At 72.4% G+C, this 25,818-nt stretch carries 19 protein-coding genes and 1 pseudogene; 6 read left to right on the top strand and 14 right to left on the bottom strand.

Translation table 11 applies throughout. The features are described 5' to 3' along the window. Positions 1-71: 71 nt before the first annotated feature. The gene (locus WMF34_RS44665) at positions 72-4,265 is read left to right on the top strand and encodes a serine/threonine-protein kinase (protein WP_437991631.1); all 4,194 of its coding nucleotides are present in this window, start codon (positions 72-74) and stop codon (positions 4,263-4,265) included. A 28-nt stretch (positions 4,266-4,293) separates the two neighbouring features. Here WMF34_RS44665 and WMF34_RS44660 read toward each other — a convergent pair whose 3' ends face one another. The 7 genes and pseudogenes from WMF34_RS44660 to aceB form a co-directional block, all read right to left on the bottom strand. After that, on the bottom strand, positions 4,294-8,241 hold the full coding sequence (locus WMF34_RS44660) for a serine/threonine-protein kinase (protein WP_437991630.1): 3,948 nt from the start codon (positions 8,239-8,241) through the stop codon (positions 4,294-4,296). An 11-nt stretch (positions 8,242-8,252) separates the two neighbouring features. Beyond that, entirely contained in the window at positions 8,253-9,167 is a 915-nt protein-coding gene (locus WMF34_RS44655; protein ID WP_231864573.1) for a hypothetical protein, read from the bottom strand. A gap of 16 nt (positions 9,168-9,183) precedes the next feature. Continuing rightward, a complete protein-coding gene (locus tag WMF34_RS44650) occupies positions 9,184-9,450 on the bottom strand; it encodes a hypothetical protein (protein WP_269454259.1) in 267 nt (88 codons plus the stop codon). A 106-nt stretch (positions 9,451-9,556) separates the two neighbouring features. Then, positions 9,557-9,883: pseudogene (locus tag WMF34_RS44645) on the bottom strand (hypothetical protein); the annotation flags it as partial. Then, positions 9,789-10,010 carry a hypothetical protein gene (locus WMF34_RS44640; protein ID WP_437994723.1) on the bottom strand — a complete coding sequence of 74 codons (222 nt, stop codon included), beginning with the start codon at positions 10,008-10,010 and terminating at the stop codon, positions 9,789-9,791. The pseudogene WMF34_RS44645 and the gene WMF34_RS44640, both read right to left, overlap by 95 nt. A 91-nt stretch (positions 10,011-10,101) precedes the next feature. Beyond that, the gene (gene aceA, locus WMF34_RS44635) at positions 10,102-11,400 is read right to left on the bottom strand and encodes an isocitrate lyase (RefSeq protein ID WP_012241336.1); all 1,299 of its coding nucleotides are present in this window, start codon (positions 11,398-11,400) and stop codon (positions 10,102-10,104) included. A 75-nt stretch (positions 11,401-11,475) separates the two neighbouring features. Continuing rightward, complete coding sequence (gene aceB, locus WMF34_RS44630; protein WP_437991629.1) at positions 11,476-13,098, bottom strand: malate synthase A; 1,623 nt, start codon at positions 13,096-13,098, stop codon at positions 11,476-11,478. Between the two features lie 209 nt (positions 13,099-13,307). Here aceB and WMF34_RS44625 point away from each other — a divergent pair, with 209 nt between their 5' ends. Then, positions 13,308-14,738, top strand: coding sequence for a helix-turn-helix domain-containing protein (locus tag WMF34_RS44625; protein ID WP_012241334.1), 1,431 nt, complete (start codon positions 13,308-13,310; stop codon positions 14,736-14,738). A gap of 84 nt (positions 14,739-14,822) precedes the next feature. On the opposite strand, the gene WMF34_RS44620 is transcribed toward WMF34_RS44625, so the two are convergent. The 3 genes from WMF34_RS44620 to WMF34_RS44610 are packed head-to-tail and all read right to left on the bottom strand — an operon-like array spanning position 14,823 to position 17,346. Next, positions 14,823-15,194: a response regulator gene (locus WMF34_RS44620; protein ID WP_012241333.1), complete on the bottom strand. Its 372-nt coding sequence runs from the start codon at positions 15,192-15,194 to the stop codon at positions 14,823-14,825. Next, complete coding sequence (locus WMF34_RS44615; protein ID WP_437991628.1) at positions 15,194-15,886, bottom strand: histidine kinase; 693 nt, start codon at positions 15,884-15,886, stop codon at positions 15,194-15,196. The genes WMF34_RS44620 and WMF34_RS44615 overlap by 1 nt, the downstream gene beginning before the upstream one ends. Positions 15,887-15,918: 32 nt before the next feature. After that, entirely contained in the window at positions 15,919-17,346 is a 1,428-nt protein-coding gene (locus tag WMF34_RS44610) for a sigma-54-dependent transcriptional regulator (protein WP_012241331.1), read from the bottom strand. An 811-nt stretch (positions 17,347-18,157) separates the two neighbouring features. Here WMF34_RS44610 and WMF34_RS44605 point away from each other — a divergent pair. Beyond that, complete coding sequence (locus WMF34_RS44605) at positions 18,158-18,637, top strand: hemerythrin domain-containing protein (protein ID WP_437991627.1); 480 nt, start codon at positions 18,158-18,160, stop codon at positions 18,635-18,637. Between the two features lie 34 nt (positions 18,638-18,671). On the opposite strand, the gene WMF34_RS44600 is transcribed toward WMF34_RS44605, so the two are convergent. The 4 genes from WMF34_RS44600 to WMF34_RS44585 all read right to left on the bottom strand — a co-directional run bounded on the left by WMF34_RS44600 (position 18,672) and on the right by WMF34_RS44585 (position 20,187). Further along, entirely contained in the window at positions 18,672-18,956 is a 285-nt protein-coding gene (locus WMF34_RS44600; protein WP_012241329.1) for a hypothetical protein, read from the bottom strand. 15 nt (positions 18,957-18,971) lie between these two features. Continuing rightward, complete coding sequence (locus tag WMF34_RS44595; protein WP_012241328.1) at positions 18,972-19,193, bottom strand: hypothetical protein; 222 nt, start codon at positions 19,191-19,193, stop codon at positions 18,972-18,974. A gap of 43 nt (positions 19,194-19,236) precedes the next feature. Further along, positions 19,237-19,794 (bottom strand): hypothetical protein, encoded by a 558-nt coding sequence (locus tag WMF34_RS44590; protein WP_012241327.1) that lies wholly within the window; start codon positions 19,792-19,794, stop codon positions 19,237-19,239. A gap of 228 nt (positions 19,795-20,022) precedes the next feature. Continuing rightward, complete coding sequence (locus tag WMF34_RS44585; protein ID WP_012241326.1) at positions 20,023-20,187, bottom strand: DUF1328 domain-containing protein; 165 nt, start codon at positions 20,185-20,187, stop codon at positions 20,023-20,025. A 628-nt stretch (positions 20,188-20,815) separates the two neighbouring features. Between WMF34_RS44585 and WMF34_RS44580 the strand changes: the two genes are divergently transcribed. The 3 genes from WMF34_RS44580 to WMF34_RS44570 all read left to right on the top strand — a co-directional run bounded on the left by WMF34_RS44580 (position 20,816) and on the right by WMF34_RS44570 (position 25,784). After that, positions 20,816-23,659, top strand: coding sequence for a hybrid sensor histidine kinase/response regulator (locus WMF34_RS44580; protein ID WP_012241325.1), 2,844 nt, complete (start codon positions 20,816-20,818; stop codon positions 23,657-23,659). Between the two features lie 74 nt (positions 23,660-23,733). Further along, positions 23,734-24,150: a response regulator gene (locus tag WMF34_RS44575; RefSeq protein ID WP_012241324.1), complete on the top strand. Its 417-nt coding sequence runs from the start codon at positions 23,734-23,736 to the stop codon at positions 24,148-24,150. Beyond that, positions 24,147-25,784, top strand: coding sequence for an ATP-binding protein (locus WMF34_RS44570; protein ID WP_437991626.1), 1,638 nt, complete (start codon positions 24,147-24,149; stop codon positions 25,782-25,784). Before WMF34_RS44575 ends, WMF34_RS44570 begins: the two co-directional genes overlap by 4 nt. The last annotated feature ends 34 nt before the right edge of the window (positions 25,785-25,818 follow it).

The following is a 25,818-nucleotide window of genomic DNA, read 5'->3' as shown; positions in this document are numbered from 1 at the left end:
ATGCTCGTCGAGGCGGAAGCGCGGCTCGCTCCGGGGCGCCCACCGCGCGGTGCAGGGAGTGCGGCAGGCGCGTGGCGCACGCGGATCCGGGGTGTCCGGAGCACGGCCCCGTGGTGCGGCAGGCGAGCCCCGAGCCCGGCGCGGCCGGCGGCGCGGACGAGCCCAGCGGCAGCTGGCTCGGCGCGACCGCGCTGCCCAGCATCGAAGGCTACCGGGGCGTCCGGCTCGCCGGCGCAGGCGGGTTCGGGGCCGTGTTCGCGGCCGAGCCCGAGGAGGGCGGCCCGACCGTGGCGATCAAGGTCGCGCGCGTCGACCAGCCGGACGCGAGCGCGCGCCTCGTCAAGGAGATGCGGGCCCTCTACGACGTCGGGCCGCCCCACGTGCCCGCCGTCTACGGGTGCGGCCAGCTCGCCTCGGGCGCGCCGTACTTCGTCATGGAGTACCTCGACGGCCCCACGCTCGCCGACCGCCTCGTGGCGCGCGGGGTCGCCGGGCCGATGCCGGCGCGCGAGGCGTGCGCCCTCGCGCGCGCCGCGCTCCGGGCCCTCGAGGCGATCCACGCGCGCGGCTACGTGCACCGCGACGTGAAACCGGAGAACATCTTCGTCGCCGGCGCGCCGCTCGCCGCGCGCGCCGGCGACGCCGGGCACCGCGCCACCATCATCGATCTCGGCCTCGCCGCGGGGCACCGCGAGCCGTCGCCCCGCCTCACCGCCGAGAGCGACGCGCCCGGCACCGCCGAGTACATGGCCCCCGAGCAGTGCGACGGCCGCGGCGACGTCGACGCGCGCGCGGACGTGTACGCCCTCGGCGCCGTGCTGTTCGAGCTGCTCACCGGCAAGCCGCCCTTCTGGGGACCGCCCGCCCTGGTGCGGCAGGACCACCTCAGCCGCCGCCCCCCGCGGCCCTCCCTGATCGCGCCGATCTCGCGCTCGCTCGAGGAGATCGTGCTCCGGTGCCTCGCGAAGGACAGGGGCCAGCGCTTCGCGAGCGCCGCGGCGCTCGGCGCCGCCCTGGAGAGCTTCGAGCGCGGCCAGGAGCGCCGCCCCGCGCGCGTCAGCGGCCCCACCACCGATCCGCCGCCGCCGAGCGGCCGCAACGTCGAGCGGCGCGCCGTCGCGCTCCTCTTCTTCGAGGCCCAGCTCGACGTCGTGGCCCTCCAGCGGAGGCTCAGCGCGCTGGGCGGCGAGCTCGCCCACGCCGCGGGCGGCCGCTTCGTTGCCGTCTTCGATCACGCGGACGGCGCGAGCCCGCTGCGCCGTGCGGCGCACGCCGGCCGCGAGCTCGAGCAGCAGCGCGTCCTCTCCCGCGGGCTGCTCGACCTCGCGACCGTGTCCGTCCAGCCGCGGCCCGACGGCACGCGGCGGTTCCTGAGCCCGCTCTTCCACCGCGAGGATCGCCTCGCGGCGGGCGGCCCTCTCGGCCTCACCCTGTCGCCGGCGGCCGCGGCGGCGCTCGGCGACGACGCCTCCCAGGTCCCGGGCGACGGCCTCCCCCCGCCAGGACCGGCCTCCGGCCGGCCCGGGCTGGCCGCCGCCCTGCCCGACGCCGACACCGCGTTCGACTCGAGCTCCCAGCCGCTGTTCGGCCGGAGCGACGTGCTCGACGCGCTGGTCGCGGGCGCGCGCGACGCCGTGGCGACCGCGACGCCCACCATCGCCAGCGTCATCGGCGTGGCCGGCCACGGCAAGAGCCGCCTCGCCGGCGCGCTCGCGCAGCGGCTGCGCGCGATCGAGGGGCGCGCCGAGGTGATCGAGCTCCGGACCGGCGAGCCGGTCGCGGGCGGGGCCGATCGCGTCGTCCGGGAGATCCTGCAGCGGGCGCTCGCGCTGCCGTCGTCCCCTCCCGCGGACGGCGGCAGCGCGCTCCTCCGGCGCCGCCTCGCGGGCGCGCAGCAGGCGCGGCTCGGGGCCGCCGTGGCGCTCGCGCTCGGCTGGATCAGCGACGACCCGCTCGCCGAGGAGCGCTACCCGGAGCTCCGCGCGCTCTCCGCGGCGCCCGGCGCGCTCCGCGCCGCGCTCTCCGTGGCCGCCGGCGAGGCCCTCCGCCGGCGATCGCGCCGGACGCCGCTCTTCGTGGTGCTCGACGACGCGCACGTCGCCGACGACGCGGCGCTCGCCGCGCTAGAGTACGCGGCGCTCGCCGAGGCGCAGGCGCCGCTCTTCATCTGCGCGTTCGGGCGGCCGAGCTTCGAGAGCGCGCGCCCCTCCTTCGGCGAGCGCGCCGCGCGCCGCGAGACCTATAGGCTCGAGGCGCTCGATCGCGAGAGCGCGATCGCCCTGTGCCGGCGGCTGCTCCTGCCCGCGGAGGACGTGCCCGAGCCCGCGGTCGCGCACCTCGTCGAGCGCGCGCAGGGCGTCCCGCTCCTGCTCATCGAGCTCGTGCGCGGCCTCAAGCGGGGGGGCGTCGTGCGCCGGCACCCGCGGGGCGACGCGTGGTACCTCGCCACCGACGAGCTCGATCGGCTCCCCGACATGCCGCTCCTCGACTGGCTGGCCCTCGGCGAGATCGACGCGCTCCCGCCCGCGCTCCAGGCGCACGCGCGGCTCATCGCGCTGCTCGGCCCCGACGTCGCGGTCGCCGAGGTGGCCGGCGTGCTCCACCGGCTCGACGAGCACGGCGAGGCCGACGACCTGCCGCTCGACGCCGCGGTCGCCGTGAAGCGCCTGATCGCCGCGGGCCTCCTCGTCCAGGACCGGCGGGGGCGCATCGGCTTCCGCCACGCGCTGGTCCGCGAGGCGGTGGCCCGCGGCGCGCCCGAGCCGCTCCGCCGGCGCGTCCACCTCGCGGCCTTCAAGCTGCACCGCGACGCCGCGGGCGACGAGGCCGGCGAGCGCGACGCGCCGCACCTCAAGAACGAGCGCCTCATCCCGTTCGCGTACCACGCCGCCCAGGCGGGCCTCGGCGAGATCGCGGAGATCGCCTACCTCACCCTGGCGGAGCGCGCGCGCGCCCGGCACGCCTACCTCGACGCGGAGACGCTCTACAGCCGCGCCCTGGAGCAGCCGATCGAGCCGACGGCCCCGGGCGGAGGCCCGCCCAGCCGCCGCGCGCCGGGCGGGGCGCGCCCCGACCGCGCGGCCGCGCACCGGGGCCGCGGCCTCATGCGCTACCGCCTGGGCCGCTACCACGACGCGCTCGCCGATTTCGCCAGCGCGCGGGCCATCGCGCGGGCGCGCGGCGACATCCGGGCGCAGATCGACATCCTGCTCGACGAGGCCACGGCGCTCGACTGGATGGACGAGTTCAAGAGCTCCGAGGAGCGCGTCGAGGAGGCGGGCGTGCTCGCCGACGAGGTCACGCTGTCGCCGGCGCTCACCGCGCGCCTCGCGCTCGGCGCCGGGCGCACGCTCCACCGCTTCAGCCGGGAGGAAGAGGCGGCCACCGCGCTCGAGCGCGCCGCGGCGTCGGCCGCCTCGCTCGGCGACGAGGGGTACGAGACGCTCGTCATCTCGCTGCTCATGCTCGGCTTCGTCCTCCAGGGGCTCGGCCGGCTCGACGACGCCGAGGACGCGCTCGGCCGGGCGATCGCGCTCTGCGAGGCGCACCACGACACGCTGCACCTCTGCGTCGTGACGAACAACCGCGCGCTCCTCTGGGCGTGCCGCGGCGACAAGGCCCGGATGATCGCCGACCTCGAGCGGGTGCTCGCGCTCGCGCGCGACCTCGGCCAGGGCGCGCTGGAGCGGGTCGGCGAGTACAACCTCGGCGAGTACCTCTACCTCATGGACGACCTCGCGGCGGCGAGGCCGCACATCGATCGCGCGCTCGAGATCGAGCGGCACCGCTTCTGCGGGGTGTGCCGGCCCGTCGCCTTGCTCCTCAAGACCCGGTTCCTCTTCTTTTGCGGCGAGCAGGCCGAGGCGCGCGCGCTGTTCGAGCAGATGCGCGAGATGCAGGAGCGCGCCCGCGACGAGGGCCAGGCCGACGCGCTGATGGTCCCCTCGGAGGAGGTGCTCTGCGCCATGATCGATCTGGCCACGCAGGACCGGGGCGCCGCGGACGACGCCGCGTGGGACGCGCTCGTGGACCGCTCGGCCCAGAGCTCCGTGGGCCAGGAGCACATCGAGGTCCTCGAGATCCGCGCGGTGACCGCGCTGCGCCGCGGCCGGCTCGCCGCCGCGCGCGGCGCGCTCTCGGCCGCGCTCGCGGCCGCGGAACGCATCCCGAACGTGATGGGCGACCGGCTGCGCCGCCACGCCGCCGCCATCGCCGAGCGCGAAGCGGCGGAGGCCGCCCTGGATCAGCCGACGCAGCCGGCGTAGGCGAGCCGCGCCGACGCTCCGTGAAATGTCACTCGGCGGCGGCGAGCGCGAGGGTCTTCGCGTTGTCGGGCACGCACGTCAAGAACCGCGCCCGGAAGGACGCGTCGCTGATCTTCGCCGCGCGGTCGAGCAGGTGCTGGCGCGCGACGGCGAGCGCCTCCGCCGCCTCGCTCGCGGCGCCCGCCGCCGCGAGCGCCTCGGCGTAGGCGAGCCGCACGAGCGACTCGCCCTCCTCGAGCGAGCCCGCCTCCTCGAGCTGCACGAACGCCTCGCGCGCGGCCGGCAGCGCCTCTTCCGGGCGGCCCTGCGCGAGCAGCGCGCGCGAGAGCACCGCCACGGCGGCGGCGCGGAGCGGAGGCGCCACCACCAGCGCCTCGACCGCGGCGCGCGCCTCGCGCTCGGCGGCCACGGGATCGCCCGACAGGAGCATGATCTTCGCCATGTACGTCAGCGTCACGCCCTCCATGCGCCGGTCGCCCTGCTGCTGGAACGCCGCGGCGGCGCGCTGCTCGAGGAGCTTCGCCTCCTCGAGCTGCCCCAGGTGGGCGATGACGTAGCCGAGGTTCTGGAGCGCGGCCGTCTCCAGGTCGTCGAGGCCCATGCGCTGCGCCCCGGCCACCGCCGTCCGGAGCTCGGACTCGGCCACCTCGAAGTCGCCGAGCTCGCCGTACAAGAAGCCCAGGTTCGAGCGCGCCGCGCAGGCGTTCCGGCGGTCGCCGGCCTGCTCGAACGCCGCGCTCGCCGCCGTGAACCCGCTCAGCGCGGCCCCGATGTCGCCCCTCGTGTGCGCCCGGATCGCGCGCGCTTGCTGGTATTGCCCCGCCGCCTGCGGCTCGAGGCCGGCGGGCTCGCTCGCGGCCGCCTCGAGCATCTGGATCAGCGCGTCGGCCGCCGTGTAGCGACCGCCGAAGATCAGGTACATCGCGGCCTCGCACAGGCATATGATCCGCGCGCTGATCGCGCCGGCCGCCTCGGCCGCCCGCGTGGCCCAGGCCTCGACGCGATCGAAGTGGCCGAGCTTCCCCTCCGCGATGATCACCTGCCCGATGGCGCGGAACCACGGCGAGCTCCCGGTCCGCACGAGGCTCGCCGCCTCGGTGCCGCGCTGCACGGCGAGCGCCGTCTCCTGTTGCCACAGGGCGATCTCGGCCTCCACGAGCCGCAGCCGCCCGAGCTCCTCGTCGGCCGCCCCGCACTGGACGCCCATCTCGGCGCGCGCGAGCGCGCTCGCCAGATCGTTCGCCTCGAGCGCCTGCTCCGCGGCCCTCCGGAACCACCGCACCGCGCGCGCCGGCTCGCCGCCGCGGCGGAAGTGCTCCGCGAGCGCCATCGCGTCGGTGTGCCCGCTGCGCTCGAGCCACTCGCCGGCCAGCTTGTGGCCGAGGGCGCGGTCCGGCTCCGTGAGCATCGCGTACGCCGCCTCGCGCACGATCGCGTGGCGGAACACGTAGTCCGTCGGGATGAGCCACCCCGGCGTCGAGACCGGGGCGATGAGCTCCCGCGCCGCGAGCGCGTCGAGCCACGTCTCGGTCTCCTTCACGCGCGTCGCGCCGCCGAGCAGCGCCGCGACCGCGAGCTTCGAGAAGCGGTCGCCGAAGATGCTCGCGGCCCGCAGCACGCGCTTCGCCTCGTGCCCCTCGGCGTCGAGCCGCGCCTCGACCGTGCCGAGCACCGAGTCGGGCAGCACGTCCCCCTTGCCCGTCGCGACCGCGCGGATGAGCTCCTCCAGGTAGAACGGGTTGCCGTCGGCCCGCTCCACGACCCGGGCCACCGTCTCGGCGGGCGTGTCCTCGCCGAGCGCGCTCCGCACCATGCGCTCGCTCGCCTTGGCGGGCAGCGGCCCGAGCTTGATCGTCTGCACCTCCCGGTCGGTCCACAGCCCGGGGAACTGCTTGCTCACCTCGGGCCGGGCCAGCGCGAGCAGCATGAGCGGCAGGTCCCGGAGGTTCCGGAGCGTCTGATCGATGAGGCGCACGGTCGCCGGATCGCCGAAGTGCAGGTCCTCGAGCACGAGCAGCACCGGCTGCGCCGCGCACTCGGCGGCGAGCCAGTCCTCCCACGCCGCGCGCGTCGCGTCGGCCATGAGCATCGCGTTGTCGCGCGCCGCGCGCAGCCCGCTCGTCTCGCCGTCGGGGAACGGCGTCCGCGAGAGCTCGCCCAGGAAGGCCGCGATCCGGCTCAGCGACTCGCCGCTCAGGTGGCGCCCTAGCCGGCGCGTCAGCTTGCGCCGCCGGGCCTCCACCGGCTCGCCCTCGCGCATCCCCGCCGCCTTGTGGATCGCGTCGGCGATGAGGCCGAACGGGGACCCCGCGGCCATCGACTCGGCCCGCCCGGAGAGGATCTCCACCGACCCGAACTGGCGCCGCACCCGGGTGAGGAACTCCAGGCGGAGCCGCGACTTCCCGGACCCCGCCGCGCCGATCACGAGCACCGCGCTCGCCAGCGACTCGCTCACGCACCCGGAGAACACGCCCTCCAGCATGGACAGCTCGCGGATGCGGCCGACCCAGACGCTCGGCTTGCCGAGGAGCACGGGGACGCTCTCGTCGGCCGCCGTCTCGGTCGCGAGGAACGGCCCGTTCTCGTCGGTCTCCACCTTGAGCCGGCCGCCGACCACGCTGGCCGTCACGTCGTCGAGCCGGACCGCCCCGGCGTGCGCGGCCCGCAGGGCGCGCACCCCCCGGTCGATGACGTCGCCCTCGATGAGCTTCGCCGACGACACCCCGCGCCCCGTGGCGACGGCGAGCGGGATGCCGGGGAACCGCGCGCGCAGCGCGAGCGCGCACCGCGCCGCCCGCTCGGCCCGGTCCACGGCGCTCCCGGCGCCGGCGAGGATCGCGATGAGCGAACCTCGCGAGATCTCCGTGATGTGGGCGCCGTAGGGCTCCACCGCGGCCCGCACCTCCGAGCGCGGCACCGCGGAGCCCGGGCCCTCGCTCGAGAGCTCCTGCAGCACGCTCGAGACGTCCGAGGCGCTGGGCACGCCGCCGGCCGCCGCGACGCTCATCTGCACGTCGTCCGGCTCGCCGGCGAGCACGAGGGACACGAGCCGCTGCTCGCTGCGCGTGAGGAAGCCGTCGGGCCGCGCCGAGCGCATGGTCGCGTCGCGCGGGGAGGCCAGCGTGGCGGGTCGCGGCGTCGCCCAGGTGTCGAGCACCTCCGCGATCTGCGCGAGCTGTACCCCGACGTCGCCGCAGTCGCGCGGCCGGTCCTCGGGGTTCTTCGCCATCATCCGGTCCATGAGCTGCTCCAGCGGCTCCGGCACGTCCGCGCGGACCTCGCGCAGCCGGGGGGTCGTCTGGAACAGGAGCTTGGCGAGCGCCGCCATGACGTGCGCCCCCTCGAAGGCCGGGCGGCCCGCGACGCACTCGTAGAAGACGCACGCGAGCGAGAACACGTCCGCCCGCGCGTCGAGCGCGCCCCCGCCCTCGATCTGCTCGGGCGCGATGTACCCCGGGGTCCCGAGGATCCCGCCCGTGTAGGTGAGCCGCCGAGACTCCCCGTCCGGGCGCGCGATCCCGAAGTCGACGAGCCTGAGCTGGCCGACATCGCCGGCGACGAGGAAGATGTTGCTCGGCTTGACGTCGCGGTGGACGATCCCGCGCGAGTGCGCGAAGGCGAGCGCGTCCGCGGTCCTGCGCAGCACCGCCAGGCTCTCGGCGAGCGCGAGCTGCCGGCGCGCGAGGCACGCCGCCAGGTCCTCGCCCTCCAGCCACTCCATGGCGAGGTAGTGGTCCCCGGCGCCGGTCCGCCCGTGCGCCACGTACCGCACGATTCCCGGGTGGCTCAGCTCGGCGAGGATCTGCGCCTCGCGCTCGAACCGCTCGACGTCGAAGGCCTCGCGGCTGTGCAGGACCTTGAGGGCGACCGGGCGGTCGTCGAGGCGGTCGTGCGCGCTATAGACCGTCCCCATCCCCCCGGCCGCAACCTGCTGCCCAACGACGAAGCGGTTCGCGAGGACGGCGCCGGAATCCACGCCGCCCGATGCTACTCGAGGAAGACGGACACCGAAGCCTTGTAGCGGTCGGTGCCGCGCGGAAAGACGGGGGGGCCGCACGGAAGGTCGAGCGGCTCACGATCGTGGCAGTTCAAGAAGCTGCCGTCCGACCGCGGACCATCGCACAAGTCCTCACATTTGCCCACGACATCGATCGGGCAGTTCTTGATCGAGGGCCCGCAGACGCGCGGGATCTGCTTCTTGCCCGGCGCGAGGCAGGCGAAGAGGCGCTGCGGCTTCTGGAAGACGTTGCCGAAGTAGGTCGCCTCCGCCTCGTCGTACCTCGCCCGCTCCCGCTTCGTGGACGAGAGCGCTTCGTGCTGTCCGCGGAGCGAGATCATGACGTGTTCGCCCCGGTAGTTGACGCGCGCGAGCAGGCACGCGGAGACCCACTCCTGGCAGTCTTCATCACACGAGCCGCGCTTCGAGCCCCACTCGGGCGCGAGGCCGAGATCCCCGGCGAAGCTGTAGGGCACCCCATCGATCTTGACGTCGAGGCGGGCCTCCTCGGGGAGCGCGCAGCCCACGATGAAGCTGAGGAGCTCCCTCGACTCGGGGGTGCGGAGCGCGTCTTTCAACCGCGAATTCCCCATCAACGAATTGACGGTCAGCGCGTTGACGGTCAGCGCGTTGACGGTCAGCGCATTGACGGTCAGCGCGTTGACGGTCAGCGCATTGACGGTCAGCGCGTTGACCGTTATGGCCGCCTGCTGGACCTCCTCCACCGCCTCATCGTCCCCTTCGAGCTCGGCAGACGCGACGCAAGCGGCCTGCGAGAACGACACAGCCACGCAAGCGAGGAGAGCGAACTGGCGTGCAGATTCCATAGTACCAATCAGATCTACACCACTCCAGCTATCAAGCTCAATTAATTTATGGACATTTTGCTGGACATCTTTCTCCACACCACCACGACAGGCGTTACGTAGTCAGGTGCCGGGAGTGGGATAACGCAGAGCGCAGCACTCGGGCGCACCCCGCGTCGGGGGGGAAGCGAAACAGCGCGTGGGTGGGAGATTTACGCCAGCTTCCTGGCCAGCAGCGGAGTGACCAGGTCGGGGTTCGCCTTGCCGCCGGAGCCTTCATGACCTGACCGACGAAGCGCCCGATCAGCCCCGAATTCCCCGCGCGGAAGCGGGAAACCTCGCCTGGATGGCCGGCGATGATCGGGTCGACGACGCGCTCCAGGGCGCCTTCGCCGGCGACCTGCCGGAGCCCTCTCTGCGCGACGAATCGCCTTCGGACTACCGCCCTGCTGCATTATCTCAGCGAGGACATCTTTTCCAATCTTCCCGGAAACCGTCCCGTCATCGATCCGCGCCGGGAGCTCACCGAGCTGCGCGCCCGAGACGGGGAGGTCGCCTGTCCTCCTGTCCTTCAGCCCGCGGGCGAGCGCGTGGATGACCCAGTTGGCGGCGCCCCGGGGGTCGTCGTGCACGGCGGCCGTCTCCTCGAAGCGCCGGGGGAGGTCATGGACAGGCTCGGTTCCACCTGACACCCGCTCAGGGCAACCAGCCAACCAGGATTCAAGTTCTCCAGAAATCCGTCCCCCCTTCGACCGCGTCGGGCCGGTCGGCCGCGAAGAGCCGGTCGTGGAGCCGGACCTCGGCGGCGAGCGCATGGGCGGCCGAGATCCAGAGCAACGTTCCCTCCGGCTTGCGGCCGTCGGGCGCGTCACCGCTCTTCGTGGGGCGATCGTACGTGCGGCGGAGCTCGACGACCTCTCCTGTGGCCTCGTCTCTCACCACGTCGCGACAGGTGACGAACCCGGCGTAGCCGAGGCGCCGCGGCGGGCAGGCGCGGGCGTGCGCGACGGACGGCGCACGCCCGCGCGGGCGCTCAGAACTGGGCGGCCTCGGTGGACTCGTGGAGGGCCAGCGTGGACGCAGCGCCGCCCGAGATCACCTGAGCGACCTCGTCGAAGTAGCCCGTCCCGACCTCGCGCTGGTGGCGGGTCGCGCTGTAGCCGAACTGCTCGCCGGCGAACTCGGCCTGCTGGAGCTCGGAGTACGCCGCCATCCCCCGGCGCTGGTACTGGCGGGCGAGCTCGAACATGCTGTGATTCAGCGAGTGGAACCCGGCGAGGGTCACGAACTGGAACTTGTACCCCATCGCGCCGAGCTCGCGCTGGAACCGGGCGATCGTCGCGTCGTCGAGGTGCTTCTTCCAGTTGAACGAAGGCGAGCAGTTGTAGGCGAGCAGCTTGCCCGGGAACTGCTTGTGGATCCCCTCCGCGAAGCGCTTCGCCTGATCGAGGTCCGGCGTCGAGGTCTCGCACCAGACGAGGTCCGCGTAGGGCGCGTACGCGAGCCCGCGCGCGATGGCCGCCTCGAGGCCGCCCTTCAGCACGAAGAAGCCCTCGGGGGTGCGCTCGCCCGTGACGAACGGCTTGTCGCGCGGGTCGACGTCGGACGTGATCAGCTTGGCGCTGTCGGCGTCCGTGCGGGCCACGAGGACGGTCGGTACGCCCATGACGTCGCTGGCGAGGCGGGCCGCGATCAGGGTGCGGATGAACTGGCTAGTCGGGACGAGGACCTTGCCGCCCATGTGCCCGCACTTCTTCTCGGAGGCGAGCTGGTCCTCGAAGTGAACGCCCGAGGCGCCCGCCTCGATCATGGCCTTCATCAGCTCGAAGGCGTTGAGCGGCCCGCCGAAGCCCGCCTCCGCGTCGGCCATGATGGGCGCGAGCCAGTAGCGCCCCGCCTTGCCCTCGGCGTTCTCGATCTGGTCGGCGCGGAGGAGCGCCTGGTTGATGCGGCGCACGAGCGTCGGGACGCTGTTCGCCGGGTACAGGCTCTGGTCGGGGTACATGGTCCCGGCCTCGTTGTTGTCGGCCGCCACCTGCCACCCGCTCAGGTAGATGGCCTTGAGCCCGGCCCGGACCTGCTGCATCGCCTGGTTGCCGGTGAGGGCGCCGAGCGCCGCCACGTAGGGCTCGGCGTGCATCAGGTTCCAGAGCCGCTTGGCGCCGAGGGTCGCGAGCGTGTAGTCGATACGGACGGTGCCGCGGAGGCGCGCGACGTCCGCCTCGGAGTACGGGCGGACGACGCCGCTCCACCGGCCCGGGACGGTGTCGCTCGGCGGCGCGTGCAGGGAGTCGGCGGAGATCGGCGTGTTCAGCGGGAAAGCAGCGGACATGACTGGGCTCCTAATGCGTTGGGGTTGGGGGCGGCAGCGGCCGCTGTGTCGACGTCAAACGAAGCGCGCCGGGCGTCACGAGCGCCGCTCTCCGGCGCTGGAGATCAAGAGCTCGTAAGCAGGCAGCGTGAGGAACTCCTCGAAGGTCTCTCCGATCGACAGCCGCTCGAACAGCGCGCGCGCCTCGGCGAAGCGGCCGCCGTCGAAGCGCGCCGGGCCGAGCGCGCCGCGGAGGGCGGACATCTCGCCGTCCACCGCCGCGCGGAAGCGCTCCACGGTGAGCGGCTGGCCGTCGTCGAGCGTCGCCCCGTGGCGGATCCATTGCCAGACCTGGGTGCGGGAGATCTCCGCGGTGGCCGCGTCCTCCATCAGGTTGTAGAGCGGGACGCAGCCGAGCCCGCTGATCCACGCCTCGAGGTACTGGACGCCGACCCGGATGTTGTGGCGCAGGCCGGCCTCGGTGCGCGCACCCTCCGGGACGCGCAGCAGGTCGGCCGCCGAGACGCGGACGTCCTCGCGCTTGCGCTCGATCTGGTTCGCAGCCGGCATGTGCGCGTCGAACACCTCGCGCGCGAGCGGCACGAGCCCCGGGTGCGCGACCCAGGTGCCGTCGTGTCCGTCCTTCACCTCGCGCAGCTTGTCGGCGCGCACCTTGTCGAGCGCCGCGCGGTTCGCCTCCGGGTCGCTCTTGATCGGGATCTGCGCCGCCATGCCGCCCATCGCGTGGACGCCGCGGCGGTGGCACGTCTTCACGAGCAGCTGCGTGTACGAGCGCAGGAAATGCTGCTCCATCGTCACCTGCGAGCGGTCCGGCATCACGCAGGCGGGGTCGTTCCGGAGCTTCTTGATGAAGCTGAAGATGTAGTCCCAGCGACCGCAGTTGAGGCCGGCCGAGTGCTGCCGGAGCTCGTGGAGGATCTCGTCCATCTCGAACGCCGCGGGCAGCGTCTCGATGAGGACCGTGGCCTTGATCGTGCCGATGGGGAGGCCGAGCGCCTCCTGCGCGAACACGAAGACGTCGTTCCAGAGGCGCGCCTCCAGGTGACTCTCCATCTTCGGCAGATAGAAGTAAGGCCCGGTACCGCGGCGGACGAGCTCACGCGCGTTGTGGAAGAAATAGAGTCCGAAATCGAAGAGCCCGCCTGGCAGCGGCTTGCCGTCGAGCTCGACGTGCCTCTCGGGGAGGTGCCAGCCGCGCGGGCGCACGAGCAGCGTCGCCAGCCTGTCTCCGAGGGCGTAACGCTTGCCGGTCGCCGGATCGTCGTACCGGAGCTCGCGCCGCGCCGCGAGCCTCAGCGCCGCTTGCCCCTCGATGAGGTTCTTCCACGTGGGCGACGTGGCGTCCTCGAAGTCGGCCATGAACACGCTCGCGCCCGAGTTCAGCGCGTTGATGATCATCTTGGGATCGACCGGACCCGTGATCTCCACGCGCCGGTCGAGGAGGTCCTCGGGCAGCGGCGCCACCGTCCAGTCGCCCTCGCGCACATCCCGCGTCTCGGGGAGAAAATCGAACCGCTCGCCCGCGTCCAGCCGCTCTTGCACGGCGCGCCGCCGGGCGAGCAGGGCGGGCACCCGGTCAGCGAACTTGCGCCCAAGACCGGAGACGAAACGAAGGGCCTCTGGCGTGAGGACGGACTCGTCGCCCCCGACCCGAGGAGCGAGCAAGCGGACGCTTGCGGTCTCATGATTCTGGCTCATCCACATCTCCTGCAACGCTGCGCGTCGTTACAAGCAACCTATGTTTGTCGACGAGGTTTCAGCGTCAACTTCGCTCTGAAATGCAGGCGGATAACGATGTAGACGAAAGGGCTTTACAGCGTGTTAACGTGTAAACTATTGTAAATTTCCACCAGGCGAGCTGCGCCTACATTTCATCCAGGTTGTCCTGGTCACGTCGGGAGGGTCCCATGGCCGATACACCTCTTCTCGGAGCCAAGGTCCGCGCGCTCCGGCGTCGCGAGCACATGACGCAGGTCGATCTGGCGGAGCGCCTCGGTGTCTCGGCGAGCTATCTGAACTTGATAGAGAACAACCGGCGTCCGCTGACTGCGCCGCTGCTCATCCGGCTCGCCCAGATATTCCAGCTCGACCTCCAGAACTTCGCGTCGGAAGAGGACGTCCGGCTCACGGCCGATCTCCACGAGGTGTTCGGCGATCCCATCTTCGAGAGCCACGGGCTGACGAACGCGGATCTGCGCGAGCTCGTCGCGGCGTCCCCGAACGTCGCGCGCGCGGTGCTCACGCTCTACCGGACCTACGCGACGACGCGCGAATCGCTGGATACGCTGGGAGAGCGGCTGGCGGGGGACGGGTTCGTCGGGGTCGACAACTCGCGGCTACCGTCCGAGGAGGTCAGCGATCTCATCCAGCGCCGGATGAACCATTTCGCGGAGCTCGAGGAAGGCGCCGAGGCGCTCTGGCGCGAGGCGGAGCTCGACGCGGACGACGTCTACCGCGGGCTCGTCCGGTACCTCCACGCGACGCGCGGCATCGAGGTGCGCATCGTCCGGGTCGCGGACGAGCGCCAGGCGATGCGGCGGTACGACCCCGACAGGCGCGTGCTGAGCATCTCCGAGGTGCTGCCGCCCCGGAGCCGCAGGTTCCAGCTCGCGCACCAGCTCGGCCTCCTGACGCAATCGACGGCCATCGATCGCATCCTGCGCGACGAGAACCTCACGACCCCGGAGTCCCGCGCGCTCGCCCGCGTCGCGCTGGCCAACTACTTCGCCGCCGCGATCCTCATGCCGTACCAGCCGTTCCTGGAGGCGGCGCGCGCCGAGCGCTACGACATCGAGCTCCTCGCGCACCGGTTCGGCACGAGCTTCGAGCAGGTGTGCCACCGGCTGACGACGCTCCGCCGGCCGGGCGCCGAGGGGGTGCCGATGCACATGGTCCGCATCGACATCGCGGGCAACATCTCGAAGCGCTTCAGCGGCTCCGGCATACGGTTCGCGCGGTTCAGCGGCGCGTGCCCCCGCTGGAACGTCCACGCCGCCCTGATGACGCCCGGCATGATCCGGATCCAGCTCTCGCAGATGCCCGACGGCGCCGTCTACTTCTGCATCGCGCGCACCGTGCGCAGCGACCGCGGCGGCTACCACGTCCCCCACACGGTGCAGTCGATCGGCATGGGCTGCGACGTCCGCTATGCCCGCGAGCTCGTCTATGCCGACGGGATCGACCTGGACAACATCGGCGCGGCCGTGCCCGTCGGCGTCACGTGCCGGACCTGCGAGCGCCTCGACTGCGCCCAGCGCGCGCTGCCGGCGCTGCAGCACCCGCTCCGCCTCGACGAGAACCGGCGGGGCGTCTCGTTCTACGCGTCAGTCGACAAGTGAGGCGACAAGTGAGGCGAGCCCGCGGCCGCCCTGCTCCGCGCGCCGGGGTGGCCGGCGCGCGGCGCGGGATCGCCGGCGGCCCGCTCAGCTGGGCCGCCCGAGCAGCTGGTTGAGCGTGGCCACGAGCCGGGCCACGTCGATGGGCTTGACCATGTGCTCGTGAGCGCCGGCCGTCCGGCTCCTCGCACGATCGTCGTCCCCGCCGAATCCGCTCACCACGATCACCGCCCGTGGCCTGTCCGCGAGCGACGCGACGAGCTCGACGCCGCTGCCGTCGGGGAGCGACACGTCCGTCACCAGGGCGTCGACCGCGCTCGCGGCGAGCGTCGAGCGCCCTTCCTCGCACGAGCGCGCCACGAGCACGCGGAAGCCGCGGCGGCGGAGCGCCATGCCGAGCAGCGCCGCCGTGTCGTCGTCGTCGTCGAGCACCAGCACCTGCGGCAGCTCCGCGCTCATCAGGCCCCCGCCTTGCGGTCGGCCGCGTTCAGCGGCCACTCCAGGGTGATCTGCGTCTCCGCGCCGACGCGGTCGGCCCGCGCCTCGCCGCCGTGCGCCTTGAGCACGCCGTCGATCACCCGGACGGGCAGCCCGCCGTCGGCGAGCGGATCCGCGTCCGGCGCGAGCGCCGACTCGAAGAGCTTCTCCACCGAGGCCGCGTTCGAGTCGCTCGTCAGCACCACCCGCGCGCGATCCCCGTGGGCCGCGAGCGCCACGACGACCCGCGCGCGGGCGACGTTCAGGGCGAGCATGAGCGCGTCCGAGAGCGCCGCGGTCATCGACGCGGCGTGCGCGAAGCCGCGCAGGGGGGCGAGGTCGAGCGTCACCGTGACGTCGCGCCGCCCGTAGACGAACGACGCCTCCGCGACGGCCTTCTGGACGAGCGCCTCGAGGTCGAGCGGCTGCGCCGGGGCGTCGAGCTGCCGCGACAGCTCGGACGCGGCGGTGTAGCGGTCGGCGAGGCGCAGCAGGCGGCGCACGCCCCGCCGCGCCATGGTGAAGTACGCCGCGTTCTGGGCGGTGGCCTCGCCCCCGAGGACGCTCTCCAGCTCGTTGAGCGCCGTGGCCACCACCCCGGCGGGCCCGCGCACGTCGTGCCCCGCGCGCGCGAACAGCCTGTAAATCGAGTCGGACAGCGCCTTGTCGCTCATTCCTTACGCCTCGCCTCGCCTCGCGCCCCGCCTCAGCTCAACGAGGAGCTCGCCGAGCCCGGCGAAGAGGCCGCCTTGTCTGGACCCTCGTCCCCGCCCGAACCGTCCTGCTCCCCGTAGCGCTCCAGCTTGCGGTAGAGCGTCCGCCGGTCGAACCCGAGCATCTGGGCGGCGCGCGATTTGTTGCCGCCGACGAGCGCGAGCACGCGCTTGATGTAGCGCTTCTCGAGCTCGTCCATCGTCATGATCTCCGCCGGCTCGTCGACGGCGACGACGAAGCGGTCGGGCCGGTAGGCCTGGACCTTCTCCGGCAGATCCTCGACCGTGATCTGCTCGAAGCGAGCCAGCGCCACCGCGCGCTCGATGCTGTTCTCGAGCTCGCGCACGTTGCCCGGCCAGTTGTACGCCGTGAGCTTCTCCGCGGCCGCGGTCGAGAGCGAGAGCACGCCCTTGCTGCTGCGGGACGAGAACTTCTCGAGGAAGTGCATCGCGAGGTGGAGCACGTCGGTGCCGCGCTCCCGCAGGGGCGGCAGGTCGATCTTCACGACGTTGACCCGGTAGTAGAGGTCCTCGCGGAACCGCTTCTCGTACACCTCGGTCTCGAGGTCGCGGTTCGTCGCCGTCACGATGCGGGCGTCGAAGGGGATCTCGGCGTTCGAGCCCACCGGCCGCACCTTGCGCTCCTGCAGCGCGCGGAGCAGCTTCGGCTGGACCTCGAGCGGCATCTCGCCGATCTCGTCGAGGAAGATGGTGCCGCCGCTGGCCTCCAGGAACAGGCCGGTGCGCTGGGTCTTGGCGTCGGTGAAGGCGCCGCGCGCGTGGCCGAAGAGCTCGCTCTCGAGGAGCGCCTGGGGCACCGCGGCGCAGTTGACCGCCACGAAGGGGCCGGACCGGCCGCTGGCCTCGTGGATCGCCCGCGCGATGAGCTCCTTGCCGGTGCCCGTCTCGCCGTGCACGAGGACCGAGGCGTCGCTCCGCGCGACGCGGCCGATCAGATCGTAGACGCGCTTCATCGCAGGGCTGCGCCCGACGAGGCCCTTGGTCTGCTGGACGTCGTGGGCCGCCTCGCGCAGGCGCTTCACCTCCGAGCGGAGGCGCCGGTGCTGGACGGCGCGCGAGACCGTCAGGCCGAGGAGGTTCGCGTCGAGCGGCTTCGTGACGAAGTCGAACGCCCCGGCGCGCATGGAGGAGATGGCGGTCTCCATGCTCCCGAGCGCCGTCATGACGATGACGAGCATGTCGGGGCGGGCGCCGAGGATGCGCTCGCAGAGCTCCAGGCCGCTCATCTCGCTCATGCCGACGTCGGTCAACACGACGTCGAAATCGTCCTCGCTCACCAGCTCGAGCGCGCTCTTGGCCGAGGTGCGCGCCGCGACGGAGAACTCCTGCCTCTTGAGGAGGGCTTCGACCAGATCACACGTCGCTTCGTCGTCGTCGACGACGAGTATCCTGCCGCTCATCGCGTGTCCTTCCCCGGCAGCTCTTCTAAAGGTCGACCGCTGCCTGCACTTGCAGGGAACGTGCCACGGAGAGTTCGCGCCATCAAGCCCAGTCCGCTCCTCGCCGGCGTGCTCCCAAACGTGACGTTTCGCCACAGGTGCGCGTTCTTGCCCCATCCTGGATGGCACCGGCCGCGCGCAGCGGCCGAGCGGTCCGCCGCCGACGGGGGCCAGCCAGCGCCGCTGCGCTGGAAGCGCACGGCCGGTAGGGGGCTCACCGACCCGCCGTTCCTCCACGGATCGGCGCGGGCCGGCAGCGCGCCTCGTCGGGGCGCGTGTCGCGCCGCCGACGGGTCACGCGGGGGCGACGGGCCGCTACCGAGGCATCACCGCGGTCCCGCGCGGGCGCCCGGCGCCTCTCTCGATCAGACGGCGCCGCCTGCCGGCAACAGCCGAGTTCGCCCGGGCTCCGGAAGCCATGGTGAGAGGCGAAATTCCACATCGATATTCCCTGTCCGGCGTCCAGCGTCTCTTCGCATCCGGAATGAACCTAATCGGCACGGTGATTGCTTTAGTGCGCCTCGTGCAGAAGAGGGGGCGGGAGGGGAGCTCGCGCGCTCGCGGGCTTTGCCGCTGACGCTGCGCGCGCTGCGCGACGGCGCGATGTCACCCCGCTGAAGCTCGGCGCGCCGCCGCGGGCCCTCGGCCGAGGCCGCCGCGTGAGCTGGTCGCGAGCGAGCGAGCGCGACGAGCTCCTTTCCACCTCGATGAACGGCAGCCCAGCCACCTCGATGAACAACAACCTGACGTCCGGTCCTTGAGAGGAGAATGCATGAAGGCGACACAGCTCTTGAAGGGGCAACACCGCGAAGCCGAGAGGCTGTTCGATCTGGCCCTCTCGACCACAGGCGATGTCCGGGGAGCGACGGACGAGCTGACCAAGCACCTCCTCGCCCACATGCTCGCCGAGCAGGTGGTCCTCTTCCCGGAGCTGCTCGCCATCGAGCCGGACCTCATCGGCGGAGCCTGCGAGGAGCATACGGTCACGCGGTTCGAGATCCGCCGCGTCGTCGGCACGGCGCCGGAGGACCCGAGCTTCAAGGCCAGGCTGGCCACCCTGAGGGAGCTCGTCACGCGCCACGCCGAGGAAGAGGAGCGGGACCTCTTGCCGAGGATCGAGGCGGAGCTGACCGAGGACACGAACGAGCGCCTCGGCCGGCAGATGCTGGAGCTCTTCGAGGCGCTCATCGCCCACTCCCGCCGCCACCACGCCTCGAGCCACGCCCCGCTCCGCACGGCGAGGGCGGCCTGACGGCCGGCGCCCTCCTCCGGCGGGCGGCGGTGGATCAGGGGCCGGTCGCGGGCGCGTCGCCGGGGCCGGTCGGGCCGCCGTGCGCGGGTCCGTATCCATGGGACTCGCCGTAGCCGAGATCCTCGGGGACCATGGGGTCCGCCGGGCTCGACGGAGCGGTCGAGGCGGGGCTCCGCGCGTCGTTCGTGACGAGCTCGTAAACGCCGCGCTCGAGCTCCACCTCGTCGAGGGCCGAGCCGCAGGCCCGGCAGGGCGTGGCCGCCGTCGATACGAAGACGTACCGGCGGCCACAGGCTTTGCATCGGAGCTCGCGGATCATCGAGGCTCACCCGGTTCAGCTGGGTTGACCTCGCCGCGCCGCTTCCTCGGCTTCGCGCAGCTCGTCGCCCTCGGGTCCGTCGAGCGCGCGGGCGGCCTCCTCGGCGTGCTCCTTGATCTTGCCGGCCTTCACCGACTTCTCCACCCCTTCTCGGTAACGCCGATCGGCCGTGCGGTTGCCCTCTCCCTCGATGTCCGCCGGAGGGGTCTGCTGAGTCGCCTTCTGATTCGCCATCATGTCCTCCTCGTGCCGAGCCTTGCTGGGCCCAGGCGAGCTTGCATCAAACGCGCCGTTTCACCGCCTGGATCGCGCGATCCAGCTCCTCCACGCGCTGGTAGACGCCTTGTTTCACCCGGTCGAGGGTCTCGCCGGTCGCCGCGTCGAGGTCGCGCAGGCTCCTGCGGACCGCCTCCGACTTGTCCTCCACGTCCTTCATCAGCCTGCCGACCTCGTCCTTGGGCAGCTTCTTCTCTGCCTTTTCGCGGAGCTCGACGGCATCCTTCTCGAGGTCCTCGATCCTGCGCGACGTGGACGCGCGCACGTCCGCGCGCGCCTTCGCCAGCTCCGCCTCGGCCTCCGCGGTCTTCTCCTGGGCCTCGGCGGCGGCGTTGTTGAGCTTCTCCGCGGCCTCGCGGAGCGCGTCGTCGGTGGCCCGCTCGGCCTTCTGGTCGATCTCGGCGACCTTCTTGTCGAGCTCGGTGGCGACCTCCGCCGCCTTCTGCTGCGCCTCGCGCTGCGCGCGCTCGGCCTTGGTTTGCGCGTCCGCCGTGGGAGACTCGCAGCCCACGACGGCGCTCATGACGATGGCGATAGGCAGGAATGTTCGGACGGTCAACATGATGATCTCCTCTGGTCTGGGGTCGACGCGCGACCTCGCGTCCGGGCGAGCGCCCGGCGCGTCACGGACGCCCTATCGACGCCGCCCGGGATGGGCCTCATGGCGCGATAGCTGGGTCGATCCACGGGTACTGCGACAGACGTGCCATGCAGAAGCATGGATACCGCTCGGCCTGGCGAGGCATGTCGCCCCGATCGTGGCCTCCGAGCACGTGCGATCCGCCTGGCGTCAGGTCGGGGCGCGTCGGCCGAGCGCGAGGGAGACGACCGCCAGGACGAGGAAGATGACGAAGAGCAACTTCGCCACCGAGGCGGCGCTCGCCGCGAGGCCGCCGAAGCCGAGGATCGCGGCGATGATCGCCACGACGAAGAACGCGACACTCCAACTGAGCATGATAACCTCCTCATTGGGTGAATGACCGGGTGAATCACCGGGTGAATCACGGGTGGATCGGTGTTCCAGCGCTTCGATGCTGCGTTGTTGCAGCGATTGCAGCGGTTACGTCGTTACCGCATTACGGCGTTACGTCGTTGCAGCCGACGTGCCGCGACGTCGCGAGTTCCCCGGATCCGCGGAGCGCCCGGGCGCCCCGGCGGATCGTTGCAGATGCCGCCGCACGACACGGGCGGGCGGCGTAGCTGCGGCAAATTGCCTCACTCGTGACGTCGCGCACCGCGCATCATCTCGTTCATCGGCTGGCCGATCTCGGCACAACGCTTGCTCGCGCCTGGGCTTGTGCTGGCGCGGTGGAAGTCAGGCTCAGCTCAAGGCCGGTGTCGCGATCGACGCCGACGGAGAGCCGGCCGCGGCTGTCTCAGGAGGGTGGCGGCCGGCCGCCCGAGGCCGGGTGAGCCGCGCTGGCGACAGTGCGCCTTGTGGCGCTCGGTCAGCTCTCCGAAGATACAGTGCTCGCCGATGCCACCCGCGCCGCCGATGGCCCACCGTCGCTCGCCGCTCGCTGCCCAGGCCCCCTGACGGCGACGTCTGCCGAGGTCGGGCTCCCGACGCGAACGATCCGATCATGACGATCCCGCTCTCAACGCTCATCAGGACCCGCCGCGAGGCCATCATCGAGCGGTTCGTGGGCGAGCTGCGCAAGCGAAGCGCGGCGGTGCGCGACATGCCGAAGCCGCTCATCATCAACTCGCTGCCGAGCTTCCTCGACGAGGTGGCCGCCAGCCTGGAGCAGCGCGCATCGACGGCCGGCAGCAAGGAGGCCGCGCGCGAGCACGGCGAGATGCGCTGGGAGCACGGGCTCGACCTGGGCGTGATGGTCCGCGAGTACGGCGTCCTCCGGCAATCCATCCTCCGCGAGATGGAGGAGGCGGGGATCACGCCGGATCTGCGGGAGATCGAGGCGCTCTCCGAGCGCGTGGACGCGGGCATCGCCCAGGCAGTAAGCGAGCACACACGCCTCCAGCTGGAGGCGATCGAGACCGAGCGCAGGCGCACCGAGATCGAGCGAGGCAGGAGCGGCTCGCTGCTCTCGCAGGCGCCCGCGCCGATCTGCTTCCTCAAGGGCGCGGCGCTCGTGTTCGAGCTCGCGAACCCGCTCTTCTGCCGCATGGTCGGCCGCGACGATCTCCTCGGCAAGCCGCTCGTCGACGCGGTCCCGGAGCTGCGCGGGCAGCCGCTGCACGCGCAGCTCGAGGCCGTCCTGGCGAGCGGCGAGCCGAGCGTGGCGAGCGAGATCCCGGTGCGGATCACGCGCTGGACCGGCGAGACGGTCGAGCGGCTGTACAACGTCCTGTGCAAGCCGGTGCACGACGTGGGCGGCGCCGTGGAGGGCGTCATGGTGACGGCGTTCGACGTGACCGAGCAGATCGGCGCGCGCCGGAAGGCGGAGCGGCTCGCGCTCGAGCTCCAGCAGAGCGTGGCCCAGCGCCTGCGCGCGGAGCAGGCGCTCCGCGTGAACGAGGAGCGCTTCCGCAAGGCGCTCCGGGGGTCGCCGGTCATGGTGTTCACCCAGGACCGGGACCTGCGCTACACGTGGATGCACAACTCGTTCGGCAAGTCCGAGCGCGAGGTGCTCGGGAAGACCGACGGGGAGGTGCTGGAGGACCCGGAGGCCGCGAGGTCGCTCGATCGGACGAAGCGCGACGTGCTCGCCAGCGGCGTCGGCCAGCGGCGCGAGATCGCGGTGCGCGCCGGCGGGCGCACCCAGCACATCGACGTCTCGATCGAGCCGCTGGCCGATGACACGGGCGAGATCATCGGCATCACCTGCACGGCGACGGACATCACGGAGCGGAAGTCGATCGAGCAGGCGCTGCGGGCGAGCGAGGCGAGGTTCCGCACCGTGCAGGAGGCGTCGCCCGACGGGTTCATGATGCTGCGCAGCGTGCGCGACGCGTCCGGGGCGATCTCCGACTTCGAGTGGGTCTACGTGAACCCGGCCACGGGGCCGATCGTCGGGGGCCGGGGCAAGGATCTGGAGGGCAAGCGGCTCCTCGTCGAGGTCCCGGGCAGCGCGCTCGCGAGCGCGTTCGACGCGTACGCGCGCGTCGTGGAGACAGGGGAGCCCGCCCGGATCGAGCTCTCCTGCGCGCACGAGGGCGCCCCGCGGACGTTCCGCGCCATCGCGGTGGCGCTGGGCGACGGCGTCGGCCTCTCGTTCCACGACATCACGGAGCAGAAGCGCGCCGACGCCGAGCGCGCCCAGCTCCTCGATCAGGAGCAGCGCGCGCGCCAGCACGCCGAGCAGCTGAACCGGCTCAAGGACGAGTTCCTCGCGACGGTGTCGCACGAGCTCAGGACGCCGCTCCAGTCGATCCTGGGCTGGGCGCGGATCCTCCGGACGGGCGAGGTGGACGCCGAGTCGCTCGAGCGGGGGCTCGCCACGATCGAGCGCAACGCGAAGGCGCAGTCGCAGCTCATCGAGGACGTCCTCGACGCCTCGACGATCCTCGCGGGGAAGCTGCAGCTCCGGACCGATCCGGTCGACGTGCGGCAGGTGCTCGCCACGGCGCTCGACCTGGTGCGCCCGGCGGCGCTGGCGAAGGGCGTCGCGGTCGACACCTCCGTCGCCGACGACGTGGGCATCTTCCTCGGCGACGCGGAGAGGCTCCAGCAGGTCGTCTGGAACCTGCTCGCGAACGCGGTGAAGTTCACGCCGTCCGGGGGCCAGGTGCGGGCCCTCGCCCGGCGCGTCGAGGCGACGCTCGAGGTCGAGGTGGAGGACAACGGCGAGGGCATCCCGAAGAGCTTCCTGCCGTTCCTGTTCGAGCGGTTCCGGCAGGCGGACGGGGGGATGACCCGGGCCCACGGCGGGCTCGGGCTCGGCCTCGCCATCGTGCGTCACCTGGCGGAGGCGCAGGGCGGCAGCGTACACGCCGAGAGCGACGGAGAGGGCAAGGGCGCGCGCTTCCGGGTCCGGCTGCCGATCCGCGCCGACGCGCCCGCGGCGCCGCCGTCCCCGCAGCGCCGGGGCGGCGAGGCGCCGGGGGGCGCCGCGCGCGTGCTCGAGGGCATCCGGGTCCTCGTCGTCGACGACGAGACCGACGCCCGCGAGCTGCTCGGCATCATCTTCGTGCGCGCCGGCGCGACGGTGAGCGAGGCGGCCTCAGCAGGCGCGGCGCTCGAGGCGCTCCGCATGGGCGAGTTCGACGTGCTCGTGAGCGACATCGGCATGCCGGGCGAGGACGGTTACGCGATGATGCGGCGGCTGCGCGCCCTGGGGGCCGACGTCCCCGCGAGCGGCATACCGGCGCTCGCGCTCACCGCGTACACGCGCATGGAGGACCGCCGCCAGGCGATCGCCGCCGGCTTCCAGATGCACCTGGCCAAGCCCATCGAGCCGAACAGCCTGGTGACCGCGGTCGCGCACCTCGTCGGCCGCGCGGGCAAGCGTGGTAGCTGGCCGTAGCGCCGTAGCCCCTGCGCGCGGGCTGCGGTTGATGCTATCAACGAGCTCCGCTTTGCCCCTCCATGAGGACGAGGATGGACGGTAAAATCCTGAATATTATCCTGGTCGAGGACGACACCGTCGACGTGATGAACGTCCGGAGGGCGTTCGAGAGGGGCAAGATCACGAACCCGCTCTGGGTGGCGGGCGACGGCGTGGAGGGGCTCGATCTGCTGCGCGGCAACCAGGTGCCCAGGGATCGGCGCCTCGTCCTGCTCGACCTGAACATGCCCAGGATGAACGGCATCGAGTTCCTCCGCGAGCTCCGGGCCGACGTCTCGCTCCGGGCGACGCCCGTCGTCGTGCTGACGACCTCGAACGACGATCGGGACAAGGTGGACGCGTACGATCTGAACGTCGCGGGCTACCTGCTGAAGCCGGTGACGTTCATGAGCTTCGTCGAGCTCATGACGGCGCTGAACCGGTACTGGACGCTCGTGGAGATGCCTTGAGCCCGAGGTCGGTTCGCCTCCTCGTCGTCGACGACGACACGGTCGATCGGATCGCGATCTTGCGCGCGCTGCGGAGCGGCCGCGTCGACGCCGAGATCAGGGAGGCCGATTCCGTCGATTCGGCGCTCGCGGTGCTGTACGAGCAGCAGGTCGACTGCGTGCTGCTCGACTATTACCTCCCCGGGGGCGACGGGCTCGCGGTGATCGAGGCGGCGCGCAAGGCGAAGCTCACGGCGCCGTTCATCATGCTGACCGGGCAGGGCGACGAGTCGCTCGCGGTCGATCTGATGAAGCGGGGCGCGGCGGACTACGTGCCGAAGAACCTGCTGACGCCCGAGCGGCTGGTGCAGAGCCTGCGCCATGTCCTGCGGCTGAGCGAGGCGGAGCGCCGCGAGGAGGAGGCGCGCAGGGCGCTCGCCCGCCATGCGAACCAGCTCGCGCAGCTCACCGAGGCGACGCTGCGCATCCACCGGTCGCTCTCGCTGAACGAGCTGATCCAGCGCACCACCGACGAGGCGCGCGCGCTGCTCGACGCGGGCGTCGCGGCCTCGCGGCTCTCGGCGCGGGGCGTGGATCAGCGGCCCTTGACGGGCATCTCGCTGTCCGAGGAGTACGCCGCGCGGGAGGACCGCGACGGCGTCCGCGAGGTCGCGCTCGGCCTGATCGAGCGGAGGAGCACCAGCGTCCGGCTGACGGGCGACGAGATCGCGAGCGATCCGACGTGCGCCGACGTGCTCTCGCGCGCGCCGGCGGAGCTCCACCCGCGCTCGCTCCTCGCGGCGCCGCTGCGCGGCCGGGACGGCCAGTGCATCGGGAGCATCCAGCTGCTCGACCGGCGCGACGGGCCCTTCGTGGAGAGCGACGAGGTGCTGCTCACCCAGCTCGCGCAGTCGGCGTCCGTCGCCCTGGAGAACGCGCGGCTCTACAACGAGGCGCAGGCCGCGACGCGCGCCCGGGACGACCTCCTGGCGATCGTGTCGCACGATCTCCGGAACCCGCTCAACACGATCGCGATCACGGCGTCGCTGCTGCGGAGCGATCTGCTCCAGCGGAAGGACGGCGACGACGACGACGCCGTCCAGCTCGTCGACCGCATGGACCGCGGCATCCAGAGCATGACGCGGCTCATCGAGGATCTGCTCGACGCGTCGCGCATCGAGGCGGGGCGGCTCGTCGTGTCGCCGAGGGTGGAGCGGGGCGGGACGCTCGTCCGCGAGGCCCTCGACGCCGCCACGTCGCTCGCGGAGGCGAAGGGCTGCCGGGTGACGCAGGGGCCGCTCGACGCGGGCCTGGAGGTCCTCGCCGACCGGGATCGCGTGCTCCAGGTCTTCTCGAACCTGCTCGGCAACGCGCTGAAGTTCACGCCGAGGGGCGGCGTCGTGAGCGTGTCGCTCTGCCGGGTCGCCGACGGCGCGCGCTTCTCGGTGGCCGATACGGGCCCGGGCATCCCGCCCGAGCACCAGCCGCACCTCTTCGATCGCTACTGGAAGGCCGCGCAGGAGTCGCGCACCGGGGCGGGGCTGGGCCTCTACATCGCCCGCGGCATCGTCGAGGCGCACCACGGGACCATGGCGGTCGAGAGCGCCCCGGGCCAGGGGACGACGATCCACTTCTCGCTGCCCCTGGCGAGCTGATTCCCCCACCCTGCCGGAATGAGGGGACCGCCAA

Origin of the sequence: Sorangium sp. So ce145 (assembly GCF_051525985.1) — a bacterium.
GTDB classification, from domain to species: domain Bacteria; phylum Myxococcota_A; class Polyangia; order Polyangiales; family Polyangiaceae; genus Sorangium; species Sorangium cellulosum_B.
This window is presented reverse-complemented; position numbering and strand designations above follow the sequence as displayed.